Annotated in this window: 17 protein-coding genes; all 17 read right to left on the bottom strand. The window is 63.8% G+C overall.

All coding sequences use genetic code 11. The annotated features are described in order from the left end of the window. Positions 1 to 3: 3 nt before the first annotated feature. Positions 4 to 495, bottom strand: coding sequence for a CvpA family protein (locus ACHFB9_RS10460; RefSeq protein ID WP_417066981.1), 492 nt, complete (start codon positions 493 to 495; stop codon positions 4 to 6). 5 nt (positions 496 to 500) lie between these two features. Further along, complete coding sequence (locus ACHFB9_RS10465; RefSeq protein ID WP_417066983.1) at positions 501 to 1,334, bottom strand: SPOR domain-containing protein; 834 nt, start codon at positions 1,332 to 1,334, stop codon at positions 501 to 503. Next, positions 1,327 to 2,610, bottom strand: a complete 1,284-nt coding sequence (gene folC / locus ACHFB9_RS10470; RefSeq protein WP_417066985.1) for a bifunctional tetrahydrofolate synthase/dihydrofolate synthase — start codon at positions 2,608 to 2,610, stop codon at positions 1,327 to 1,329. Before folC ends, ACHFB9_RS10465 begins: the two co-directional genes overlap by 8 nt. 6 nt (positions 2,611 to 2,616) lie before the next feature. Continuing rightward, positions 2,617 to 3,480, bottom strand: coding sequence for an acetyl-CoA carboxylase, carboxyltransferase subunit beta (gene accD, locus ACHFB9_RS10475; protein ID WP_417066986.1), 864 nt, complete (start codon positions 3,478 to 3,480; stop codon positions 2,617 to 2,619). Beyond that, the gene (gene trpA, locus ACHFB9_RS10480; protein WP_417066988.1) at positions 3,477 to 4,295 is read right to left on the bottom strand and encodes a tryptophan synthase subunit alpha; all 819 of its coding nucleotides are present in this window, start codon (positions 4,293 to 4,295) and stop codon (positions 3,477 to 3,479) included. Before trpA ends, accD begins: the two co-directional genes overlap by 4 nt. 35 nt (positions 4,296 to 4,330) lie before the next feature. After that, entirely contained in the window at positions 4,331 to 5,533 is a 1,203-nt protein-coding gene (gene trpB, locus ACHFB9_RS10485; RefSeq protein ID WP_417066990.1) for a tryptophan synthase subunit beta, read from the bottom strand. Continuing rightward, positions 5,517 to 6,149, bottom strand: coding sequence for a phosphoribosylanthranilate isomerase (locus ACHFB9_RS10490; protein ID WP_417066991.1), 633 nt, complete (start codon positions 6,147 to 6,149; stop codon positions 5,517 to 5,519). Before ACHFB9_RS10490 ends, trpB begins: the two co-directional genes overlap by 17 nt. Continuing rightward, entirely contained in the window at positions 6,146 to 6,925 is a 780-nt protein-coding gene (gene truA, locus ACHFB9_RS10495) for a tRNA pseudouridine(38-40) synthase TruA (RefSeq protein WP_417066992.1), read from the bottom strand. Before truA ends, ACHFB9_RS10490 begins: the two co-directional genes overlap by 4 nt. Further along, complete coding sequence (locus ACHFB9_RS10500; RefSeq protein WP_417066993.1) at positions 6,922 to 7,560, bottom strand: hypothetical protein; 639 nt, start codon at positions 7,558 to 7,560, stop codon at positions 6,922 to 6,924. The genes truA and ACHFB9_RS10500 overlap by 4 nt, the downstream gene beginning before the upstream one ends. A 10-nt stretch (positions 7,561 to 7,570) precedes the next feature. Next, complete coding sequence (locus tag ACHFB9_RS10505; RefSeq protein WP_417066994.1) at positions 7,571 to 10,444, bottom strand: FimV/HubP family polar landmark protein; 2,874 nt, start codon at positions 10,442 to 10,444, stop codon at positions 7,571 to 7,573. A 174-nt stretch (positions 10,445 to 10,618) separates the two neighbouring features. Beyond that, on the bottom strand, positions 10,619 to 11,722 hold the full coding sequence (gene asd, locus ACHFB9_RS10510; protein ID WP_417066996.1) for an aspartate-semialdehyde dehydrogenase: 1,104 nt from the start codon (positions 11,720 to 11,722) through the stop codon (positions 10,619 to 10,621). Between the two features lie 198 nt (positions 11,723 to 11,920). Continuing rightward, positions 11,921 to 12,982 carry a 3-isopropylmalate dehydrogenase gene (leuB, locus tag ACHFB9_RS10515; RefSeq protein ID WP_417066998.1) on the bottom strand — a complete coding sequence of 354 codons (1,062 nt, stop codon included), beginning with the start codon at positions 12,980 to 12,982 and terminating at the stop codon, positions 11,921 to 11,923. 8 nt (positions 12,983 to 12,990) lie between these two features. Beyond that, a complete protein-coding gene (leuD, locus tag ACHFB9_RS10520; RefSeq protein ID WP_417066999.1) occupies positions 12,991 to 13,629 on the bottom strand; it encodes a 3-isopropylmalate dehydratase small subunit in 639 nt (212 codons plus the stop codon). Continuing rightward, positions 13,629 to 13,766, bottom strand: coding sequence for an entericidin A/B family lipoprotein (locus tag ACHFB9_RS10525; protein ID WP_417067000.1), 138 nt, complete (start codon positions 13,764 to 13,766; stop codon positions 13,629 to 13,631). The genes leuD and ACHFB9_RS10525 overlap by 1 nt, the downstream gene beginning before the upstream one ends. Positions 13,767 to 13,779: 13 nt before the next feature. Then, positions 13,780 to 15,189: a 3-isopropylmalate dehydratase large subunit gene (gene leuC, locus ACHFB9_RS10530; RefSeq protein WP_417067002.1), complete on the bottom strand. Its 1,410-nt coding sequence runs from the start codon at positions 15,187 to 15,189 to the stop codon at positions 13,780 to 13,782. 107 nt (positions 15,190 to 15,296) lie between these two features. Next, positions 15,297 to 16,124, bottom strand: a complete 828-nt coding sequence (locus ACHFB9_RS10535) for a M48 family metallopeptidase (RefSeq protein ID WP_417067003.1) — start codon at positions 16,122 to 16,124, stop codon at positions 15,297 to 15,299. Positions 16,125 to 16,133: 9 nt separating this feature from the next. Beyond that, positions 16,134 to 17,246 carry a chorismate synthase gene (gene aroC, locus ACHFB9_RS10540; RefSeq protein WP_417067004.1) on the bottom strand — a complete coding sequence of 371 codons (1,113 nt, stop codon included), beginning with the start codon at positions 17,244 to 17,246 and terminating at the stop codon, positions 16,134 to 16,136. Positions 17,247 to 17,274 lie beyond the last annotated feature (28 nt).

Raw genomic sequence — 17,274 nt, forward strand, 5'->3', positions numbered from 1 at the left:
CACCTATCGATAATGAAGCCGTTTGGAAACCCGCTCCGGAAGCATGGGGCGGGTGGCAAGCACCGCAAACTCGAGCGGCGCAGAGAAAGTCGCATCTCTCCACCACGGCTTTTGCGGCAAGTCTGTCAGTCCGCCAGCGAGAACCAACAGAAAAGCAATGAAACAGCCCCTGAGCACACCAAATACCGCCCCCAGGGATCGATCTGCGAGCCCCAACCCCACAGCGTGGAGGAGTTCGCGAAGAAACAGACGCAGCAGCCCCAGCACCAGCAGGGTCAGCACAAAGACCCCGATATAGGCACCGGCGATCTGCAAAAAGGGGATGGACACCGCATGCGCGAGGGCGGGCTGAAGTGCGGGGCCGAACTGGCGAGCGGCCAGAAAGGCCACGCCCCAGGCGATCAGGGCCAGAAGCTCGCTGGACAGTCCCCGCCAGGCTCCGAGGATCAACGAGAATCCGATCAGAGCCAGGAAGATGAAGTCAAAAGCCGTCATCGAACTCAGGAGGCCGGCGTCACGGTTGCCGAAAGCCCGGCCTTGCGCAGACGCGCGGCCGCCGCTTCAGCAGCTTCGCGACTCGGATAGGGGCCTGCCCTGACCCGCGTCTTGTCTCCTGCGGATTCGACATAGGCACCGATTCCCTCGGCGGAAGCCTTGCCCCGCAAGGACGCAGCGTTCGCCGGATCCTTGAAGGAGCCGAGCTGAATCACAAAGCGCGAACTCTTCGCGCTCGCGCCATCGTCGTTCAGGATCGCCGCGGCGCGGCTCGAATCGTTGTCCCGGCCATGGGGCTTGCCCGCGGACTCGGTGTCGCGCTTGGCTTTCGCCGCTTCGGCCAGCGCCGCCTCCTTGCGCGCTTCCTTTTCCTTACGCGCTTCCTGTTCCTTGCGTGCCTGGATCTCCTCCCGGCGCGCCAGCTCCTTGACCGCGGCCTGGGCATCGTGCGCGGCCGTCAGCTTGCGCTCCTGGGCTTTCGCTGCCTCGCGCTCGTCGCGTTCCGATCGCTCACCCTTGGGCGGCGGAGGAGGAACGAGAGGAGACGAGACCAGTGCGGCGGGCGCTTCGGCCGGTGTCGTTGCCACGAGCGGAGCGGAAGCCTGGGCAGGCAGGCTGGGTCGGACCGGCGCGGGATCCTGACCACGGATCACGCGGGCCGCATAGTTCGCCCCCTCCTGGCTGGGGATACGAACCTGGATGTCCTGGCCGGCCTGGCGAGGCTCGTGCTCCATCACCATCGGGAGAACGATCGCCGCCAGCAGGGCCAGAGCCGAAGCACCGACCAGACGGCGACGCGCGCGTTTTTTCAGTTCGATTTGGGGTTCGTTGTCAGCCATTGGAACTGCCTTCCGCGTCTGTGCCGGCCAGCACGTCGGTTACGGTCAGAAAGGAACCAAAGACCGCGATTCTATCATCGACTCCGGCCCTCTCCCTGCAGCGCGCGAGTGCGTCGGTCGGACTGCCAGCGAGGTCGATGTCTCCGCGCACACCGGCTCTGAGCACGCGCTCGCGGAGCGACTCGGCGGTAAGCCCCCGCGGCCCCGGCAAGGAGCAGAGCACCCAGTGATCGATCTGCGGCTCGACGGCGCGGATCACGCCTTCTACATCCTTGTCGGCGAGCATGCCCAGCACCGCCCAGCTCTCTTTCACCGCGCTGGCCGCGGACAGATTGCGGGCCAGGCTGAGCGCGGCCTGCGGATTGTGTGCGACATCGAGCACGATCTGCGGGTGCTCGCCCAGGATCTGGAAGCGCCCCGGAAGACGAACCCGGGTCAGAGCCTCGCGAATCGCCTGCTCGGGGACAGGAAGCCGCTGCTGCAGCGCTTCGAGCGCAGCGAGAACGACCGACGCGTTCAGGTACTGGACTTGGCCCTTGAGCGCGGGCGGCGGCAGATCGTCCAGGCGCATCGCCCTGCCCCGCCAATTCCACCTGCCAGCGCTCTGCTCGAAGCCGAAATCGCGATCGATAAGGCGCAGATCGGCGCCTATCGCCAGCGCGTGATCGACGAGACTCTTTGGCGGCTCGGGGTCGGCGCACAGCGCAGGACGCGCCGCCCGGTAGATCCCCGCCTTCTCGAAACCGATCGCTTCGCGCGTATCGCCGAGAAAGTCCATATGGTCGAGCGCGACCGAAGTGACGATCGCGAGATCGGGTTCGAACACATTGACCGCATCGAGCCGGCCGCCCATCCCGACCTCGAGGATCACGACGTCGAGAGACGCGCGCGCAAACAGCGCCCATGCGGCAAGCGTGCCGTACTCGAAGTAGGTCAGAGGGGTGTCGCCCCGCGCTGCTTCGACTTCGGCGAAAGCCCGAACCAGCGCCTCGTCGGAAACCTCGGATCCGTCGACGCGCACCCGCTCGTTGTAGCGGATCAGGTGCGGCGAAGTGTAGAGCCCGACCCGATAGCCTGCGGCGATCAGGATGGCTTCGAGCAGCGCGCAGGTCGAACCTTTCCCGTTCGTCCCGCCGACCAGAATCACCGGAAAGTCTGGCCGGGCCGCGAGCGCATCAGCTACTTTCTGCACGCGCGCGAGGCCTAGCGCGATCGTCTTCGAATGCTGACGCTCGATGTATTCGAGCCAGCCGGGCAGCGTATCGGGAAGCTTCACCGTCGGTCAGCTCGCAGCGCCGGAGCGCGTCAACAGCCCGATCAGACCGGCGAGGCGGTCTCTGAGCTCGCGACGGTCGATGATCATGTCGATCGCCCCCTTTTCGAGCAGGAATTCCGAACGCTGGAAACCTTCGGGCAGCGTCTCGCGGACGGTCTGCTCGATCACGCGCGGACCGGCAAAACCGATCAGCGCGCCCGGTTCGGCGATCACGATGTCGCCGACGAAAGCGAAACTCGCCGACACTCCGCCCATCGTCGGATCGGTCAAGACCGTGATGAAGGGCAGGCCTTGCGCGCTCAGACGGGTCAGAGACGCGGTCGTCTTGGCCATCTGCATCAGCGAAAACAAGCCCTCCTGCATCCGCGCGCCGCCCGAAGACGTGAAGCAGACGAAAGGAACTCCCTGCTCGAGCGCAGCATTGACTCCACGCACGAAGCGCTCGCCGACGACCGAGCCCATCGAGCCGCCCATGAAGTCGAACTCGAAGACCGCGACAACCAGAGGGATCGTGTTGATCGTACCCTGCATCACGACCAGAGCGTCGTTCTCGGCAGTATCCTCGGCCGCCGCCGCCAGGCGATCCGTATAGCGTTTGCTGTCGCGGAACTTCAGCGGGTCGACCGGCAGCACCTCGGCGCCGATCTCGAAGCGTCCGTCCTTGTCGAGCAGCTCGTCGAGACGCACGCGCGCCCGGATCCGCTTGTGGTGGCCGCATTTGGGGCAGACATGCTGATTGCCCTCGAGGTCGGAGCGATAGAGCACGGCTTCGCACTGCTCGCACTTGCTCCACAGACCTTCAGGAATCGATTTGCGCGACGGGGCGTCGCGCTTGATCTTGGGCGGCAGAAGTTTATTGAGCCAGCTCATCGTGCATTCTCCACGGGGGTTTCATCGAGGGCCTGGCGGATGCCGGACAGGAAGGCGCGCACGCGCGCGCAGGCTTCACCTTGCGGTGCGCCTTCAATCTCTTCGATCACGCGACTGCCGATCACGACCGCATCGGAGACCGCTCCGATCGCGCGCGCGGTCTGCGCATCACGGATTCCGAAACCGACACCAACCGGCATTCCCAGCTCGGTCTTCAGCTCCGCAACCCGGGCGAGCACTTCGGAAACATTCAGGTTCGCCGAGCCGGTCACGCCCTTCAGCGAAACGTAATAGGCGTAGCCGCTGCCCAGCCTGGCCACGTTGGCGACGCGCTCCGGCGTCGAAGTCGGGGCGAGCAGGAAGATCGTATCCAGTCCCGCGGCGCGCGCCTGGACCGAGAAGTCGGCGGCTTCCTCGGGCGGGTAATCGACGACCAGCACGCCGTCGACGCCGACCTTGGCGGCTTCGGCAATGAAGGCTTCAGCGCCCATCGCTTCGATCGGGTTCGCATAGCCCATCAGCACGACCGGCGTCGCCGCGTCCCTGGTCCGGAACTCGCTGACCATCTTCAGCACATCGCGCAGCGAGACACCGAATTTGAGCGCCCGCTCGGCGGCGCGCTGGATCGTCGGTCCGTCGGCCATCGGATCGGAGAAAGGCACGCCCAGCTCGATCACGTCGGCACCGGCCTCGACGAGTGCATGCATCAGCGGCACGGTCTCGCACGGATGCGGATCTCCCGCCGCGATGTAGGGGATCAGTGCGGTTCGGCGCTCGGCCTGGAGCCGCGCAAAAACAGCTTGAATCTTGGACATGAATGGAACCTGTTGAATGTTCGGACGGAGCGCGATCAGAGCCGGATTCCGGAGCGATCGGCGACCGTATGCATATCCTTGTCGCCGCGCCCGGACAAGTTCACGAGCAGCAGCTGGTCACGGGGCAGGGTCGGCGCAAGCTTCGCAGCATAGGCCAGCGCATGCGAGGACTCCAGAGCCGGCATGATGCCTTCGAGCCGGCACAGCGCATGGAAAGCGTCCAGCGCTTCGGCATCGGTGATGCCGACGTATTCGGCGCGCCCGATATCCTTGAGCCAGGCGTGTTCCGGCCCCACGCCGGGATAGTCGAGACCAGCGGAAACCGAGTGCGTATCGATGATCTGACCGTTCTCGTCCTGCAGCAGATAGGTCCGGTTGCCGTGCAGCACTCCGGTGCGCCCGGCGGACAGCGATGCCGCGTGGCGGCCGGTTTCAAGACCTTCGCCGGCGGCCTCGACTCCGACCAGCTTGACCGAGTCATGGGGGATATAGGGATGGAAGATCCCCATTGCGTTCGATCCACCGCCGACGCAGGCGATCACGCAGTCGGGCTGACGACCGAAGTCGGCCTGCATCTGGACGATCGCTTCCCGGCCGATCACCGACTGGAAATCGCGAACCATCTTCGGATACGGATGAGGGCCGGCAGCAGTGCCGATGATGTAGAAGGTGTCGGAGACGTTCGTGACCCAGTCGCGCATCGCTTCATTCAGCGCGTCCTTCAGCGTCTTCGAGCCCGACTCGACGGGGACGACTTCGGCGCCCAGCAGTTTCATCCGGTAGACGTTGGACGCCTGGCGCTTGACGTCCTCCGAGCCCATATAGACGACGCACTTCATGCCGTAGCGGGCGGCGACGGTCGCTGACGCAACGCCATGCTGACCGGCTCCGGTCTCGGCGATGATCCGCTCTTTGCCCATGCGCCGTGCCAGCATCGCCTGACCGATGCAGTTGTTGATCTTGTGCGCACCGGTGTGGTTCAGATCCTCGCGCTTGAGCAGGATCTGCGCGCCACCGAGTTGCTCGGACCAGCGCTTCGCGTGGTAGATCGGGCTGGGGCGGCCGACGTAGTGGCTCAGATCAAAATCGAACTCGGCCAGAAATGCCGGATCTTTCAGCGCCGCTTCGTAAGCCGAATTGAGTTCGGCCAGAGCCGGAATCAGGGTTTCGGAGACGAAAATCCCGCCATAAGGCCCGAAATGGCCATGAGCATCAGGAAGATCATAGGTTTGAGCCATCTGCTTTGCGCACTCCCGCGATGAATCGAGCAATCCGTTCGGCATCCTTGATGCCCTTCCCTGCTTCGACGCCACTGCTCACATCGACGGCCCAGGGCCGCAACTGGCGAATGGCGTCGCCGACATTCTCGGGAGTCAGCCCGCCGGACAGAATCAGCGGAACGGGAAGACTCGGAGGGATCAACGACCAGTCGAAAGTCTGCCCTCCGCCACCATAGCCATCGACGAAGGCATCGACGAGCAGGGCTTGAGCGGAGGGAAATGAAGCTGAGTAGTTTAACAGATCGACTCCCGGCTTCATCCTGACCGCACGCAGATAGGGACGCGCGAATCGCGCGCACGAAGCCTCGTCCTCGTCACCGTGGAACTGCAGAAGCCCGATCGGCAGGCGTTCCAGCGCTTCTTCAACCGCGTGCGGCGCGGCGTTCACGAACAGGCCGACGATGGTCACGAAAGGCGGGATGCGCCGGCACAGCGCCTCGGCACGGGCTATGCTGACCGCCCGCGGGCTCTCCGGGTAGAAGACCAGACCGATCGCGTCGGCCCCCTCCCCGACCGCGACATCGACATCCTGCTCTCGGGTCAGTCCGCAGATCTTGATACGGGTGCGTCTCATCGTCCGGCCTCGCCTTCGTGGGTCCAGGGAAGAGCGAAATGCTCGGGGTAATCGACTCCGCACAGCGTCAGGCCCGCGGCGGAGAAAGTGGGCGCCGCGCGCGAGCGGTCACGCAGCTCGATCAACTCGGCGATCCAGGCCGGATCCGCCCCGCCCTTGCCGACATGGACCAGCGCGCCGACCATGTTGCGAACCATGTGATGGAGGAATGCGTTTGCCGAGAATTCGAAGATCACTTTTTCGCCCTCGCGTCTGACACTGGCCCGGCTCAGGCTGCGCACCGGCCCCGATGCCTGGCAAGCCGCAGCGCGGAAACTCGTGAAGTCGTGCGTGCCGACGAGATGGCGCGCCGCCTGCTGCATTCTGTCGACATCGAGCGGACGGTGGAACCAGCCCGCCCGTCCAGCCTGCAGAGCAGAACGAACCGGGCGGTTGATCAACACATAGCGATAATGCCGACCGGTCGCGCAAAAGCGGGCATGAAAGTCCTCGCCGACCTCCTTTGCCCACAGCACCGCGACCGAATCGGGCAGATGGGCATTCGTCCCTCTGACCCAGGCCGTCGCCGGCCGGACGGCCGCGCAATCGAAATGAACTACCTGCAGGCTCGCATGGACACCGGTATCGGTTCGACCGGCGCAGTGCACCCTGACCGGACCAGCGGCGACTTTTTCCAGCGCCGCTTCGAGCGCGCCCTGAACCGAGGCTACCCCCGCCTGCAGCTGCCAGCCGTAATAGTCGCGGCCATCGTATTCAAGACCCAAGGCTATCTTCATCGAGCCAGACTCCAGACTCCGGCACAGGCCAGAGCGAACAACGAAATGAGTACGCAATCCCGGATCTTCCAGGCCGCGCTACTGAGGTGCACCGCCTCATGCTCGCCCTGCCCGTCCTCGGCCAGGCCAATCCACTCCTTCCAACTGCGTGTTGGATCGGAGCGCTCCAGCAGTTCGAGCACCAAGGCGAGGCGCAGCGCGGCGCGGCGCGGGTCGACGGCGATCAGGCGCAGAGGCGTCAGCAACGGCAGAGTTGCTGCGACAAGTTCCGCGGTACTGAGCTTTTCGAGCAGCATGGACAGGCCCGCCAGCAAGGCCAGCAGCCGGGCGAGGTGTTCAAACGCCAGAAGGCTTCCTTCGCGCGACGGGGCAAGAGCGGCCAGAGCCCCTCCCCACAGCGCCTCACCGGGCGTGAACCAGGCGTGCAGAACACACAGCGCGAGGATCAGGAAACGGCAACGGCGCAACAGAACGGCCAGGCGCGAGCGAGCGAAGAGAACTGCGCTGGCCAAGGACAGAGCCAGAACCGCGGCGAGCGCGGCTCCCGGCAGCGCGGGAAGGCTTGCCGCGAAAAACAAAAATCCCGCCAGCGAAGTGGCGGGATGGATTTGTCCGGACGCGGCGCGCCCGGACAAGATGCTTCGTTCAGGCGAGGCGGGCAATGATAGATTCCGCTTCCTGTTTCTGGGCGGACGAACCATCCTGGAGCACCTCTTCGAGCAGCTCCCGTGCCCCTTCGAAGTCACGCATCTCTTCGTAGGCTCGGGCGAGCTCCAGCTTGGTCTCAACTTCCTGATCGACGTTGATCTCCTCGTCGAGCAGTTGCCCCTCTGACTCGGCCACAGCCTGCGGATGAGCTTCAGCCTGGGGCAGATCGAGGTTGATCTGCGACAGGTCGATCGTCCTATCCTGCGCAGGCGTGGCCTCTTCGACCGGAAGGGCGCTGATATCGAAATCGAAATCGTGCGGTCCGACGTCCATGCTGGTCTTTTCGAGATCGACGACCGAGTTCGATCCCGCGTCATAGGCGGGTTCGACACCGAGCTCTGCGGTCGCGTCGGCAGGCAGATCGAATCCGTCCAGATCCAGCGTCAGCGGCGATTGAGCTTCGACCGGCTTGGCCGCGGACTCAAAAGCGAGATCCTGACGGGCAGCGCTAGGCGCAGCGGCCGCAAAGGCAAGCGGAGCGGTGTCGGTCAGAGCACCCGTCTCCGGAGTGACATCGAGGTCGAGATTGAAGTCCAGTCCCAGATCCTGGGATTTGACTTCTTTCGGTGCCTCGGCGGCAGCCTGGATCGCATCGGGCAACTCGCGGGTGATCTGGCCAACTTCGCCCGGCATCGTCCAGGTCGCCTGCATCTGGGCGCCGGACTCGGGGACAAAGCTCGCCGTCTGATCCGCCGGCGGGGGCAGATTCAGATCTTCAGGGAAATCGAGTTCGAGCGGTTCAACTTCGTCCAGGCTGCTTTCGGACGGCTCGGTCTCGGGCCCGAGATCGGATTGCGCGAGCGGAGCTTGAACGGCGGAGCCGCCCTTGCCCGGTTCAACAAAGGAGATCTCCTCGGTCGAAACCTCTCCACCACCCTGACGATAGAGGGCATTCTCAGGATCGAGTTTTCGACCCATCTCGGCGGTCTTGGCCCACTCCGGCCCCTCGCCGCCGGTCTGGGTATACAGATCGGTTGCGATGTTCTCGAACTGCTTCAGACTCTTCCTGAGCGCATAGACTTCGAGCAGTTTCAGGTGGATCGCCGAGCGGGACGGATCGGTTTTCAGCGCGTCGAGCAGGATTTCCTCGGCCTGTGCATCACGCCCGTAAGCCATATACACATCCGCCTCGGCGACCGGATCGACTCCTTCGTCGGCATCGATCGAATAGAGGCCGGACTGACTGAAATCGGTCGGCAGCACGCTGGTTCCGGTATCGACGGTCTGACCGCCGGCGAGTCCGATCACCGATTCGGTTCCGGCCTGACTCGCGCTCAACGCAGTCATGTCGGACTCTTCGCGGCGCTTGCGGGCCCGATAGGCGAAGAGACCACCAATACCGAGCAGAGCGGCTCCGATTCCGCCGAGCAGCATCGGATCGCCAAGAAGCCCGGCGAAGAAACCTGGCTCTTCTGCGGGCGCTTCGACCGGCGCAGAGGCATGAACCTTGGGCTTGACCGGGGCAGGCTTGGCGACCGCGACCGGCGCGCTGGCAGCCGGCGCGGACTGGGCAAGCGATTCAGCAGGCTTCACCGCGGTCTGCTCTTCATCATGCGGCGCACTGCTCGCCGCTTCGGCCTTGGCTTCGCTCGCAGGTTTACTGGCCTCAGCGACAGGCTTGACCGGCTTGGGCGTTTCGGCCGGCTTGGCCGCCTTTGCAGAAGACTGCTTCTGCAGATCGGCAAGGCTCTGATTCTTCAGTTCGAGCAGCTTCTGCAGATCCTTGACGTTCTTCTCAAGGGCTGCGACCCGCTCGCCAGCGTCCTTCAGCGATTTTTCCTTGGCGACCAGATCCTCTTCAAGGGCCTGAACCCGTCCGCCTTTGTCCGCCTTGGCCCCCTCCCTGGAGATCTGGTTCTTGGAGATCTTGAGCCGATCCTTCTGCTCGGGAGCGCGTGTGGGCTCCTCGCTCTTCGGCGTGATCTTGCCCGCCGAGGACTGCTGGGCTACCGATTCCTTAGCGGAAGCACCCGCCGCAGCGGCGGCGAGCTTCTGACGGTACGCCGAGAAATTCGCCGAGGACGAGAGCAGCCGTTTGACTTCCGCAGCGGACAGGCTCTTGACCTGATCGGCGGCCGGAACTTTCAGCGTCTGCCCCAGCTTGAGCCGATTGATATTGCCCTTGGGGAAGGAATCGAGGTTGGCTCCGTAGAGCGCAGCGAGCATCTGCTCGGGGCTCGCATCGGAAGGCTTGAGCTCGCGGGCGATCCGGCTCAGGCTGTCACCCGACTTGACCTTGTAATCCCCTTCCGTGGCAATTTCCTTCGCTGCAGCGCCCTCCTTCGCAGCGGCCGTTTCCTTCGCCGCAGCGCGACGCGTGCGGCGCCCCTCGGCTCGGGGAGCCGTCTCTTCATGACGAACCGTCGGATGCGCCTGCGGTGTCGGCGCGTACTGGGTGGCCGGAGCCTGTTCGCTTCGGCTCTCGGCCGGATCGAGCAGGAAAGTGTATTCGCGGACCAGCCGCCCACCCGCCCAGTTCAGTTCGAGCAGCATGTCGACGAAAGGCTCGCTGAGCGGTTTATCGCTCGAGAGCTTCAGGATCGCCCCCGTCGGGCGCCGTTCGACCGCAATGCGCAAACTCGCGAGCGTCGCCGAATAGTCGATGTTCGCTCGTCGGAACGCGTCAGGCGAGGCAAGGCGTGCGCTCAGAGATTCTATCTCCTCAGCGGAACCTGAAACCTCGACTTCGGCTCGCAAGGGCTGGCCGAGGACGCTGAAGACGTTCAAGCGTCCCAGACCGGCGGCGTATGCGGAAAATGGCAGGGCGGCGATGGCCGCAGCGATCAGGGAAACCCGGAGTGAGGTTTTCATATTTTTATGTCAGAGACACGCAGACAATGGCTTAACCAAGTCAAAATAACATCATAGATTTAGCCAGGCAAGCTAAACCTCTTCATGAGCATTTAAATGCCATCTGCAAATTTCCCGACCCAATCGCGAGACAGGCCGGGAAGCGCAGCCTGCGCCCCCGGCCATGACGTCGAATTATCGCTCGAGCAGGATGCGCAGCATGCGGCGCAGAGGCTCGGCGGCTCCCCACAGCAGCTGGTCACCGATCACGAATGCGGACAGATATTCCGGCCCCATATTGAGCTTGCGCACCCGACCGACCGCGATATCGAGCCGCCCGGTGACCGTCGCCGGAATCAGCTCGCGAACGGTCACATCCTTGTCGTTGGGCACCCATTTGACCCAAGGATTGCCGGAACGGATGATCGCTTCGATCTCGGTGAGCGGCAGATCCTTCTTGAGCTTGATCGTCAGCGCGAGGCTGTGGCAGCGCATCGCGCCGATCCGCACGCACAGGCCATCGACAGGAACCGGCGCGGCGGTGCCCAGAATCTTGTTGACCTCGGCCTGGCCTTTCCACTCTTCCTTGGACTGACCGTTTTCAAGCTGTTTGTCTATCCACGGGATCAGGCCGCCAGCCAGCGGGGCTCCGAAGAATTCACTCGGAACATCCTCGCGAATCGTCTGCGCGACCTTGCGGTCGATATCGAGAATCGCCGATGCGGGCGTGGCGAGTTCGTCGGCGACCGCGCCATGGATCACTCCCATGCCGCGCAGCAGTTCCCTCATGTTGTTGGCGCCCGCGCCGCTGGCCGCCTGATAGGTCATCGACGAGACCCACTCGACCAGGTCTTCGCGGAACAGGGCCCCGACGCCCATCAGCATGATCGAGTTGGTGCAGTTGCCGCCGATATAGTTCTTGACGCCTTGGGCGAGCGCCGAATCGATGAGCTTGCGGTTGACCGGATCGAGAATGATCACCGCATCCTCGTCCATCCGCATCGTCGAAGCCGCATCGATCCAGTAGCCGTTCCAGCCCGCCGCACGCAGTTTGGGATAGATGTCGGTCGTGTAATCGCCGCCCTGACAGGTCACGATTGCATCGAGCGTCTTCAGCTCGGCGATGTCCGACGCGTCCTTGAGCGGGGGCAGTTCGCGGCCGATGTCGGGCCCCTTGCCTCCGACATTCGAGGTCGTGAAGAAAACCGGATCGATCAGATCGAAGTCTTTTTCTTCCCGCATCCGCTGCATCAGGACAGAGCCCACCATGCCGCGCCAACCGACAAAACCAACACGCATTTGATTTTCCTCAGTCTGCTCCCCGCCCTCTCTACCCGCCTCGACCGCTGGCAGGGAGCTCTTGGGCGGAGGAGACAATAGATCAGGCCGGAACGCTTTTAATCCCGGTGGTAATGATGATCGTAGTGATCGCGCGCGCGCCCTTCCCCGCCGCAAGCGGCAGGAGGGGGAAATAATGCTCGGCGCGCGTTGAATTCATCACAGGGCAGCGATGACCGCGTTGCCCATCTCGTGGGTGCTGACGCGACGCTTTCCGGCTTCCCAGATGTCCGCAGTGCGCAGCCCCTGGGCCAGAACGCTCTTGACCGCATTTTCGATGCGCAGCGCCGCTTCTTCGTTATCGAAGCTGTAGCGCAGCATCATCGCAGCAGACAGGATGGTCGCCAGCGGATTCGCGATGTCCTTGCCGGCGATGTCGGGCGCTGAGCCGTGGCTCGGTTCGTACAGGCCCTTGTTATTCGCGTCGAGCGAAGCCGAGGCGAGCATGCCGATCGAACCGGTCAGCATCGCGGCCTCATCGGAGAGGATGTCGCCGAAGATGTTGCCAGTCAGCAGAACGTCGAACTGCTTGGGCGCTCTGACGAGCTGCATCGCCGCGTTGTCGACGAGCATGTGCGAGAGTTCGACGTCCGGATAGTCGGCCGAGACTTCGGTCACGACGTCGCGCCACAGCTGCGTCGTCTCCAGCACGTTCATCTTGTCGATCGAGCAGAGGCGACGATTTCTCCGCCGCGCGGCGTCGAAACCGACCTTGGCGATCCGGCGGATTTCAGACTCCGAATAGATCATCGTATTCCAGCCGACCCGCTGGCCGTCGCGCACTTCGATACCGCGCGGTTCGCCGAAATAGATGTCGCCGGTCAGCTCGCGAACGATCAGGATGTCCAAGCCCGAGACGATCTCGGGCTTGAGCGACGACGCATGAGCCAGCTCGGGGAAGAGCAGAGCCGGTCTCAGGTTTGCGAAAAGACCCAGATCCTTGCGGATGCCGAGCAGACCCCGTTCGGGACGAAGCGGACGGGGCAGAGCATCCCACTGGGGCCCTCCGACCGCACCGAGCAGCACCGCGTCGGCGGCGCGCGCAAGCTTCTGGGTCGCTTCCGGGTAAGGGCTTCCCGATACGTCGAAAGCGCTGCCACCGAGCTGCGCCGTTTCCATTTCCAGGGCCAGACCGTCGGAGCGCAGCGCTTCGAGAACGCGAACCGCTTCCGCGACGATTTCCGGACCAATGCCGTCTCCCGGCAGAACACAGACTTTCATTGTCTCTCTCAGATGAACAGCCAAGGCTGCTGCGCGCGGCGCTGGGCTTCGAACTCACGGATCTTCTCGGCGTGGCGCAGGGTCAGGCCGATGTCGTCGAATCCATTCTGCAGGCAGTATTTGCGGAACGGATCCACCTCGAAAGCGATCACGGTTCCGTCGGGACGGGTGATCGTTTGCGCCTCAAGATCGATCCTGAGCTTGTAGCCCGGAGTCGCCTGAACCTGGTCGAACAGGGCATCGATCTGCGCCGCCGGAAGTTTGATCGGCAGCAGCCCGTTCTTGAAGCTGTTATTGAAAAAGATGTCGGCAAAACTCGTACCGATCAACACCCGAAAGCCGTAGTCGGCGATCGCCCAGGGCGCGTGCTCGCGCGAGGAGCCGCAACCAAAATTATCGCGGCAGAGCAGGATTTGCGCGCCCTGATAGCGCTGGGCATTGAGGACGAAATTCGGATTGAGCGACCGCGCGGAATTGTCCATCCCCGGCTCGCCGTGATCCATGTATCGCCATTCGTCGAACAGGTTCGGGCCGAAGCCCGAACGCTTGATCGACTTGAGGAATTGCTTGGGGATGATCGCGTCGGTGTCGACGTTTGCCCTGTCCAGCGGCGCGACCAGGCCATCCAGAGTCGTAAATCTGTCCATCACTTGCCCGAGCCTTTCTGGATCACTTCCCCGGCCTTTTCGACGTCCTTGCCGAAACCGTGCACGGTATTGCAGGCGGTGAGCGACAGCGTCGCCAGCGCGGACAGCGCGATGAGGAGGAGGCGAATCGTCTTCATCATTGAAATCCTTTCACAGTAGTTCGCGCACATCGACGAAGCGTCCGGCGATCGCGGCCGCGGCGGCCATCGCCGGGCTGACCAGGTGGGTACGCCCGCCCGGCCCCTGCCGCCCCTCGAAGTTGCGGTTCGACGTCGACGCGCAGCGCTCGCCCGGAGAAAGCCTGTCGGCATTCATCGCCAGACACATCGAGCAGCCCGGCTCACGCCATTCGAAACCGGCCGCCTTGAAGACCTTGTCCAGCCCTTCGGCCTCGGCCTGACGCTTGACGGGACCCGAGCCCGGCACGATCAGCGCGAGCTTGACCGTCGCCGCGACATGGCGACCGCGCACGACCGCAGCGGCCTGGCGCAGATCCTCGATCCGCGAATTGGTGCAGGAACCGATGAAGACCTTGTCGATCGCGATTTTGGTGATCGGCTGATCCGGATCCAGACCCATGTACTGGAGCGCACGCGCCCAGCCTTCGCGGCGGACCGGATCGGCCTCGCGCTCGGGATCGGGCACTCTCCCATCCACGCCGACGACCATCTCGGGTGAAGTCCCCCAGGTGACCTGAGGCTGGATCTGGGATCCGTTGATCTCGATGACGCGGTCAAACTGCGCGCCGGCGTCCGAGACCAGCGTGCGCCAGCTCTGCACCGCGGCATCCCACATCTCGCCCTTGGGCGCGAAATCGCGCCCCTTCAGGTAGTCGATCGTGACCTGGTCGACGCCGACCAGGCCCGCGCGGGCTCCGGCTTCGATCGCCATGTTGCAGAGCGTCATCCGGCCTTCCATGCTCAGCGCGCGAATCGTCGAACCGCCGAACTCCATCGCATAGCCGGTACCGCCCGCGGTGCCGATCAGGCCGATCACATGCAGAACCACGTCCTTGGCCGAAACACCCTTGCCCAAAGGCCCGTCGACCTTGATCAGCAGGGTCTTGGACTTCTTCTGGATCAGGGTCTGGGTCGCCAGCACATGCTCGACTTCGGATGTGCCGATACCGTGCGCGAGACAGGCAAAAGCGCCGTGCGTCGAGGTATGGGAATCGCCACAGACGACGGTCATGCCGGGAAGGGTCGCGCCGTTCTCCGGCCCGATCACATGGACGATACCCTGACGGGCGTCCTTGAACGGGAAAAAGGCCCGGGCGCCGAATTCGCGGATATTCGCATCCAGAGTCTCGACCTGCAGGCGGGAGATCGGATCTTCGATGCCGCGCTCCCAATGCTCGGTCGGCGTGTTGTGGTCGGCCGTCGCGACGATCGAGTCAGCCCGCCAGGGCTTGCGCCCGGCCAGCCTCAGGCCTTCGAAAGCCTGCGGACTCGTCACCTCGTGAATCAGATGCCGATCGATATAGATCAACGCAGTGCCGTCATCCTCTTCATGGACGACGTGACTGTTCCAGAGCTTTTCGTACAGAGTCAGAAAGGCCATCGGGCTATCGCAATAAAATCACAGAGTTTGATTATTTCACAGCAGGATTGTGCTGAACAGGCGCGATTTTTGAATACAACACCGCAGCGCATCCCAAATGCATCGCCTCAGCGCCGTTTTGCCTTCTCGTACAGAGGCATCACTTTTTCCGCATAGACAGTGAGGTCCCGAACCCGGGTCTGCTGCGACGGGTGAGTCGACAGCCATTGAGGCGGGGCCTTGCCGTCGAGTTTGCCCATCTTTTCCCAGAGCGAGACCGCCGCGTGCGGGTTGTAACCCGCGCGAGCAGCCAGTTCGACACCGATCCGGTCGGCCTCGGTCTCGTGCTCGCGCGAATTGGGCAGTGCGAACATCGCGTTGTAGGCCATCCCGGTCAGATCCTGCTGCGTGCCGCTCATGCCCAGCGCGATCGCCGCGATCGTCAGTCCAACCTGGGCGTTGGCTGCCTGGGAGGCCCGCTCCCAGGCATGTTCGCGCAGCGCATGCGCGATCTCGTGCCCCATCACCGCAGCGAGTTCGTCATCGGTCGCTTTGAGCTGTTCGATCAGCCCCGAATAGACCGCGATCTTCCCCCCCGGCATGCACCAGGCATTGACCTCCTTGGAAGTGATCACGTTCGTTTCCCACTTCCAGGACACGGCTTCGGGACGAAAGGACGCGACGGCCGGAATCAGTCGCGCCGAGATCCGCCTGACCCGCTCGGTCTGACTCTTGTCCACATTGAGCTGCCCTTTCTTCTGGGCTTCGCCAATGACCTGGCGGTACTGCAGGCTCGCCTGCTGGGTCAGCTTGCTGCGGTCGACCAGAGGGGAGACGGTCTGCCGCCGGTCGACGCCGACCACTCCCGGCTGGGTCGTCTCTATCGTTGAGCAGGCGGCAAGGCCCGCGAGCAGCGCCGCACAGGCAAAACCGCGGGCAAAGAACTGTCGAAGCATGATTCCTCCTCAGTCGAGCCCGCCGGCGACCGAACCCGGGATCACCGGAGTCGGGCAGCGGACGTCGGCATTTTGCGCCCGGTGGCGCAGCGCGTGATCGATCAGCACCAGCGCCAGCATCGCTTCGGCGATCGGCGTAGCGCGGATTCCGACACAGGGATCGTGCCGTCCGGTCGTCATCATCTCGACCGGCTCGCCGGCCAGATCGATCGAACGACGGTTCTGCGGGATCGACGAAGTCGGCTTGATCGCGATCCGGACGCGGATGTCCTGGCCGGTCGAGACTCCGCCGAGCACGCCCCCGGCGTGATTGGACAGAAAGCCTTCAGGCGTCAGCTCGTCGCCATGGACCGAGCCGCGCTGCGCGACGCACGCGAAGCCGTCACCGACCTCGACGCCCTTGACCGCGTTGATGCCCATCATCGCGTAGGCGATCTCGGCGTCGAGACGATCGAAGACCGGTTCGCCCCAGCCGACCGGAACTCCGCAAGCCTGAACGTCGATCCGCGCGCCGATCGAATCGCGCTCTTCGCGAATCTGATCCATATAGGCTTCGAGCCGGGGCAGGATCTCGGCGTTCGGCGAAAAGAAGGGGTTGCGCCCGACCTCATCCCAGCTCTGGAACGGGATTTCGATCTCCCCGAGCGCGCTCATGAAACCGCGGATCCGTATCCCGTAGCGCTCGAAGAGCCATTTCTTCGCGACCGCGCCGGCGGCGACCCTGACCGCGGTCTCGCGCGCCGAGGAGCGGCCGCCGCCGCGATAGTCGCGAATCCCGTACTTCTGCCACCACGGGTAATCGGCGTGGCCAGGGCGGAAAGTGTTCGCGATCTTCGAATAGTCGCCGCTCTTCTGATCCTGGTTGCGGATCAGCAGAGCGATCGGGTGACCGGTCGTCCGTCCTTCGAACACGCCAGAGAGGATCTCGACGCTGTCCGGCTCGCGGCGCTGCGTCACGTGGCGGGAAGTTCCCGGTTTGCGCCGGTCCAGCTCGGCCTGGATGTCCGCCTCGGCGAGCTCCATCCCAGGAGGGCAGCCATCGATGACGCAGCCGATTGCCGGGCCGTGGGATTCGCCGAAAGACGTGACGGTGAAGAGCTTGCCGAAAGAGCTGCCAGACATGGGAATCACTCGCGGAAATGGGGGGCGA

Source organism: Niveibacterium terrae (genome assembly GCF_048213115.1).
Classification (GTDB): Bacteria; Pseudomonadota; Gammaproteobacteria; order Burkholderiales; family Rhodocyclaceae; genus Niveibacterium; species Niveibacterium terrae.

What these genes read in the sequence shown, in the direction of transcription:
- ACHFB9_RS10460 (WP_417066981.1), bottom strand. Translation starts at nt 495, where the DNA reads ATGACGGCTTTTGACTTCATCTTCCTGGCTCTGATCGGATTCTCGTTG.
- ACHFB9_RS10465 (WP_417066983.1), bottom strand. Translation starts at nt 1,334, where the DNA reads ATGGCTGACAACGAACCCCAAATCGAACTGAAAAAACGCGCGCGTCGC.
- accD (WP_417066986.1), bottom strand. Translation starts at nt 3,480, where the DNA reads ATGAGCTGGCTCAATAAACTTCTGCCGCCCAAGATCAAGCGCGACGCC.
- trpA (WP_417066988.1), bottom strand. Translation starts at nt 4,295, where the DNA reads ATGTCCAAGATTCAAGCTGTTTTTGCGCGGCTCCAGGCCGAGCGCCGA.
- trpB (WP_417066990.1), bottom strand. Translation starts at nt 5,533, where the DNA reads ATGGCTCAAACCTATGATCTTCCTGATGCTCATGGCCATTTCGGGCCT.
- ACHFB9_RS10490 (WP_417066991.1), bottom strand. Translation starts at nt 6,149, where the DNA reads ATGAGACGCACCCGTATCAAGATCTGCGGACTGACCCGAGAGCAGGAT.
- truA (WP_417066992.1), bottom strand. Translation starts at nt 6,925, where the DNA reads ATGAAGATAGCCTTGGGTCTTGAATACGATGGCCGCGACTATTACGGC.
- ACHFB9_RS10505 (WP_417066994.1), bottom strand. Translation starts at nt 10,444, where the DNA reads ATGAAAACCTCACTCCGGGTTTCCCTGATCGCTGCGGCCATCGCCGCC.
- asd (WP_417066996.1), bottom strand. Translation starts at nt 11,722, where the DNA reads ATGCGTGTTGGTTTTGTCGGTTGGCGCGGCATGGTGGGCTCTGTCCTG.
- leuB (WP_417066998.1), bottom strand. Translation starts at nt 12,982, where the DNA reads ATGAAAGTCTGTGTTCTGCCGGGAGACGGCATTGGTCCGGAAATCGTC.
- leuD (WP_417066999.1), bottom strand. Translation starts at nt 13,629, where the DNA reads ATGGACAGATTTACGACTCTGGATGGCCTGGTCGCGCCGCTGGACAGG.
- ACHFB9_RS10525 (WP_417067000.1), bottom strand. Translation starts at nt 13,766, where the DNA reads ATGAAGACGATTCGCCTCCTCCTCATCGCGCTGTCCGCGCTGGCGACG.
- leuC (WP_417067002.1), bottom strand. Translation starts at nt 15,189, where the DNA reads ATGGCCTTTCTGACTCTGTACGAAAAGCTCTGGAACAGTCACGTCGTC.
- ACHFB9_RS10535 (WP_417067003.1), bottom strand. Translation starts at nt 16,124, where the DNA reads ATGCTTCGACAGTTCTTTGCCCGCGGTTTTGCCTGTGCGGCGCTGCTC.
- aroC (WP_417067004.1), bottom strand. Translation starts at nt 17,246, where the DNA reads ATGTCTGGCAGCTCTTTCGGCAAGCTCTTCACCGTCACGTCTTTCGGC.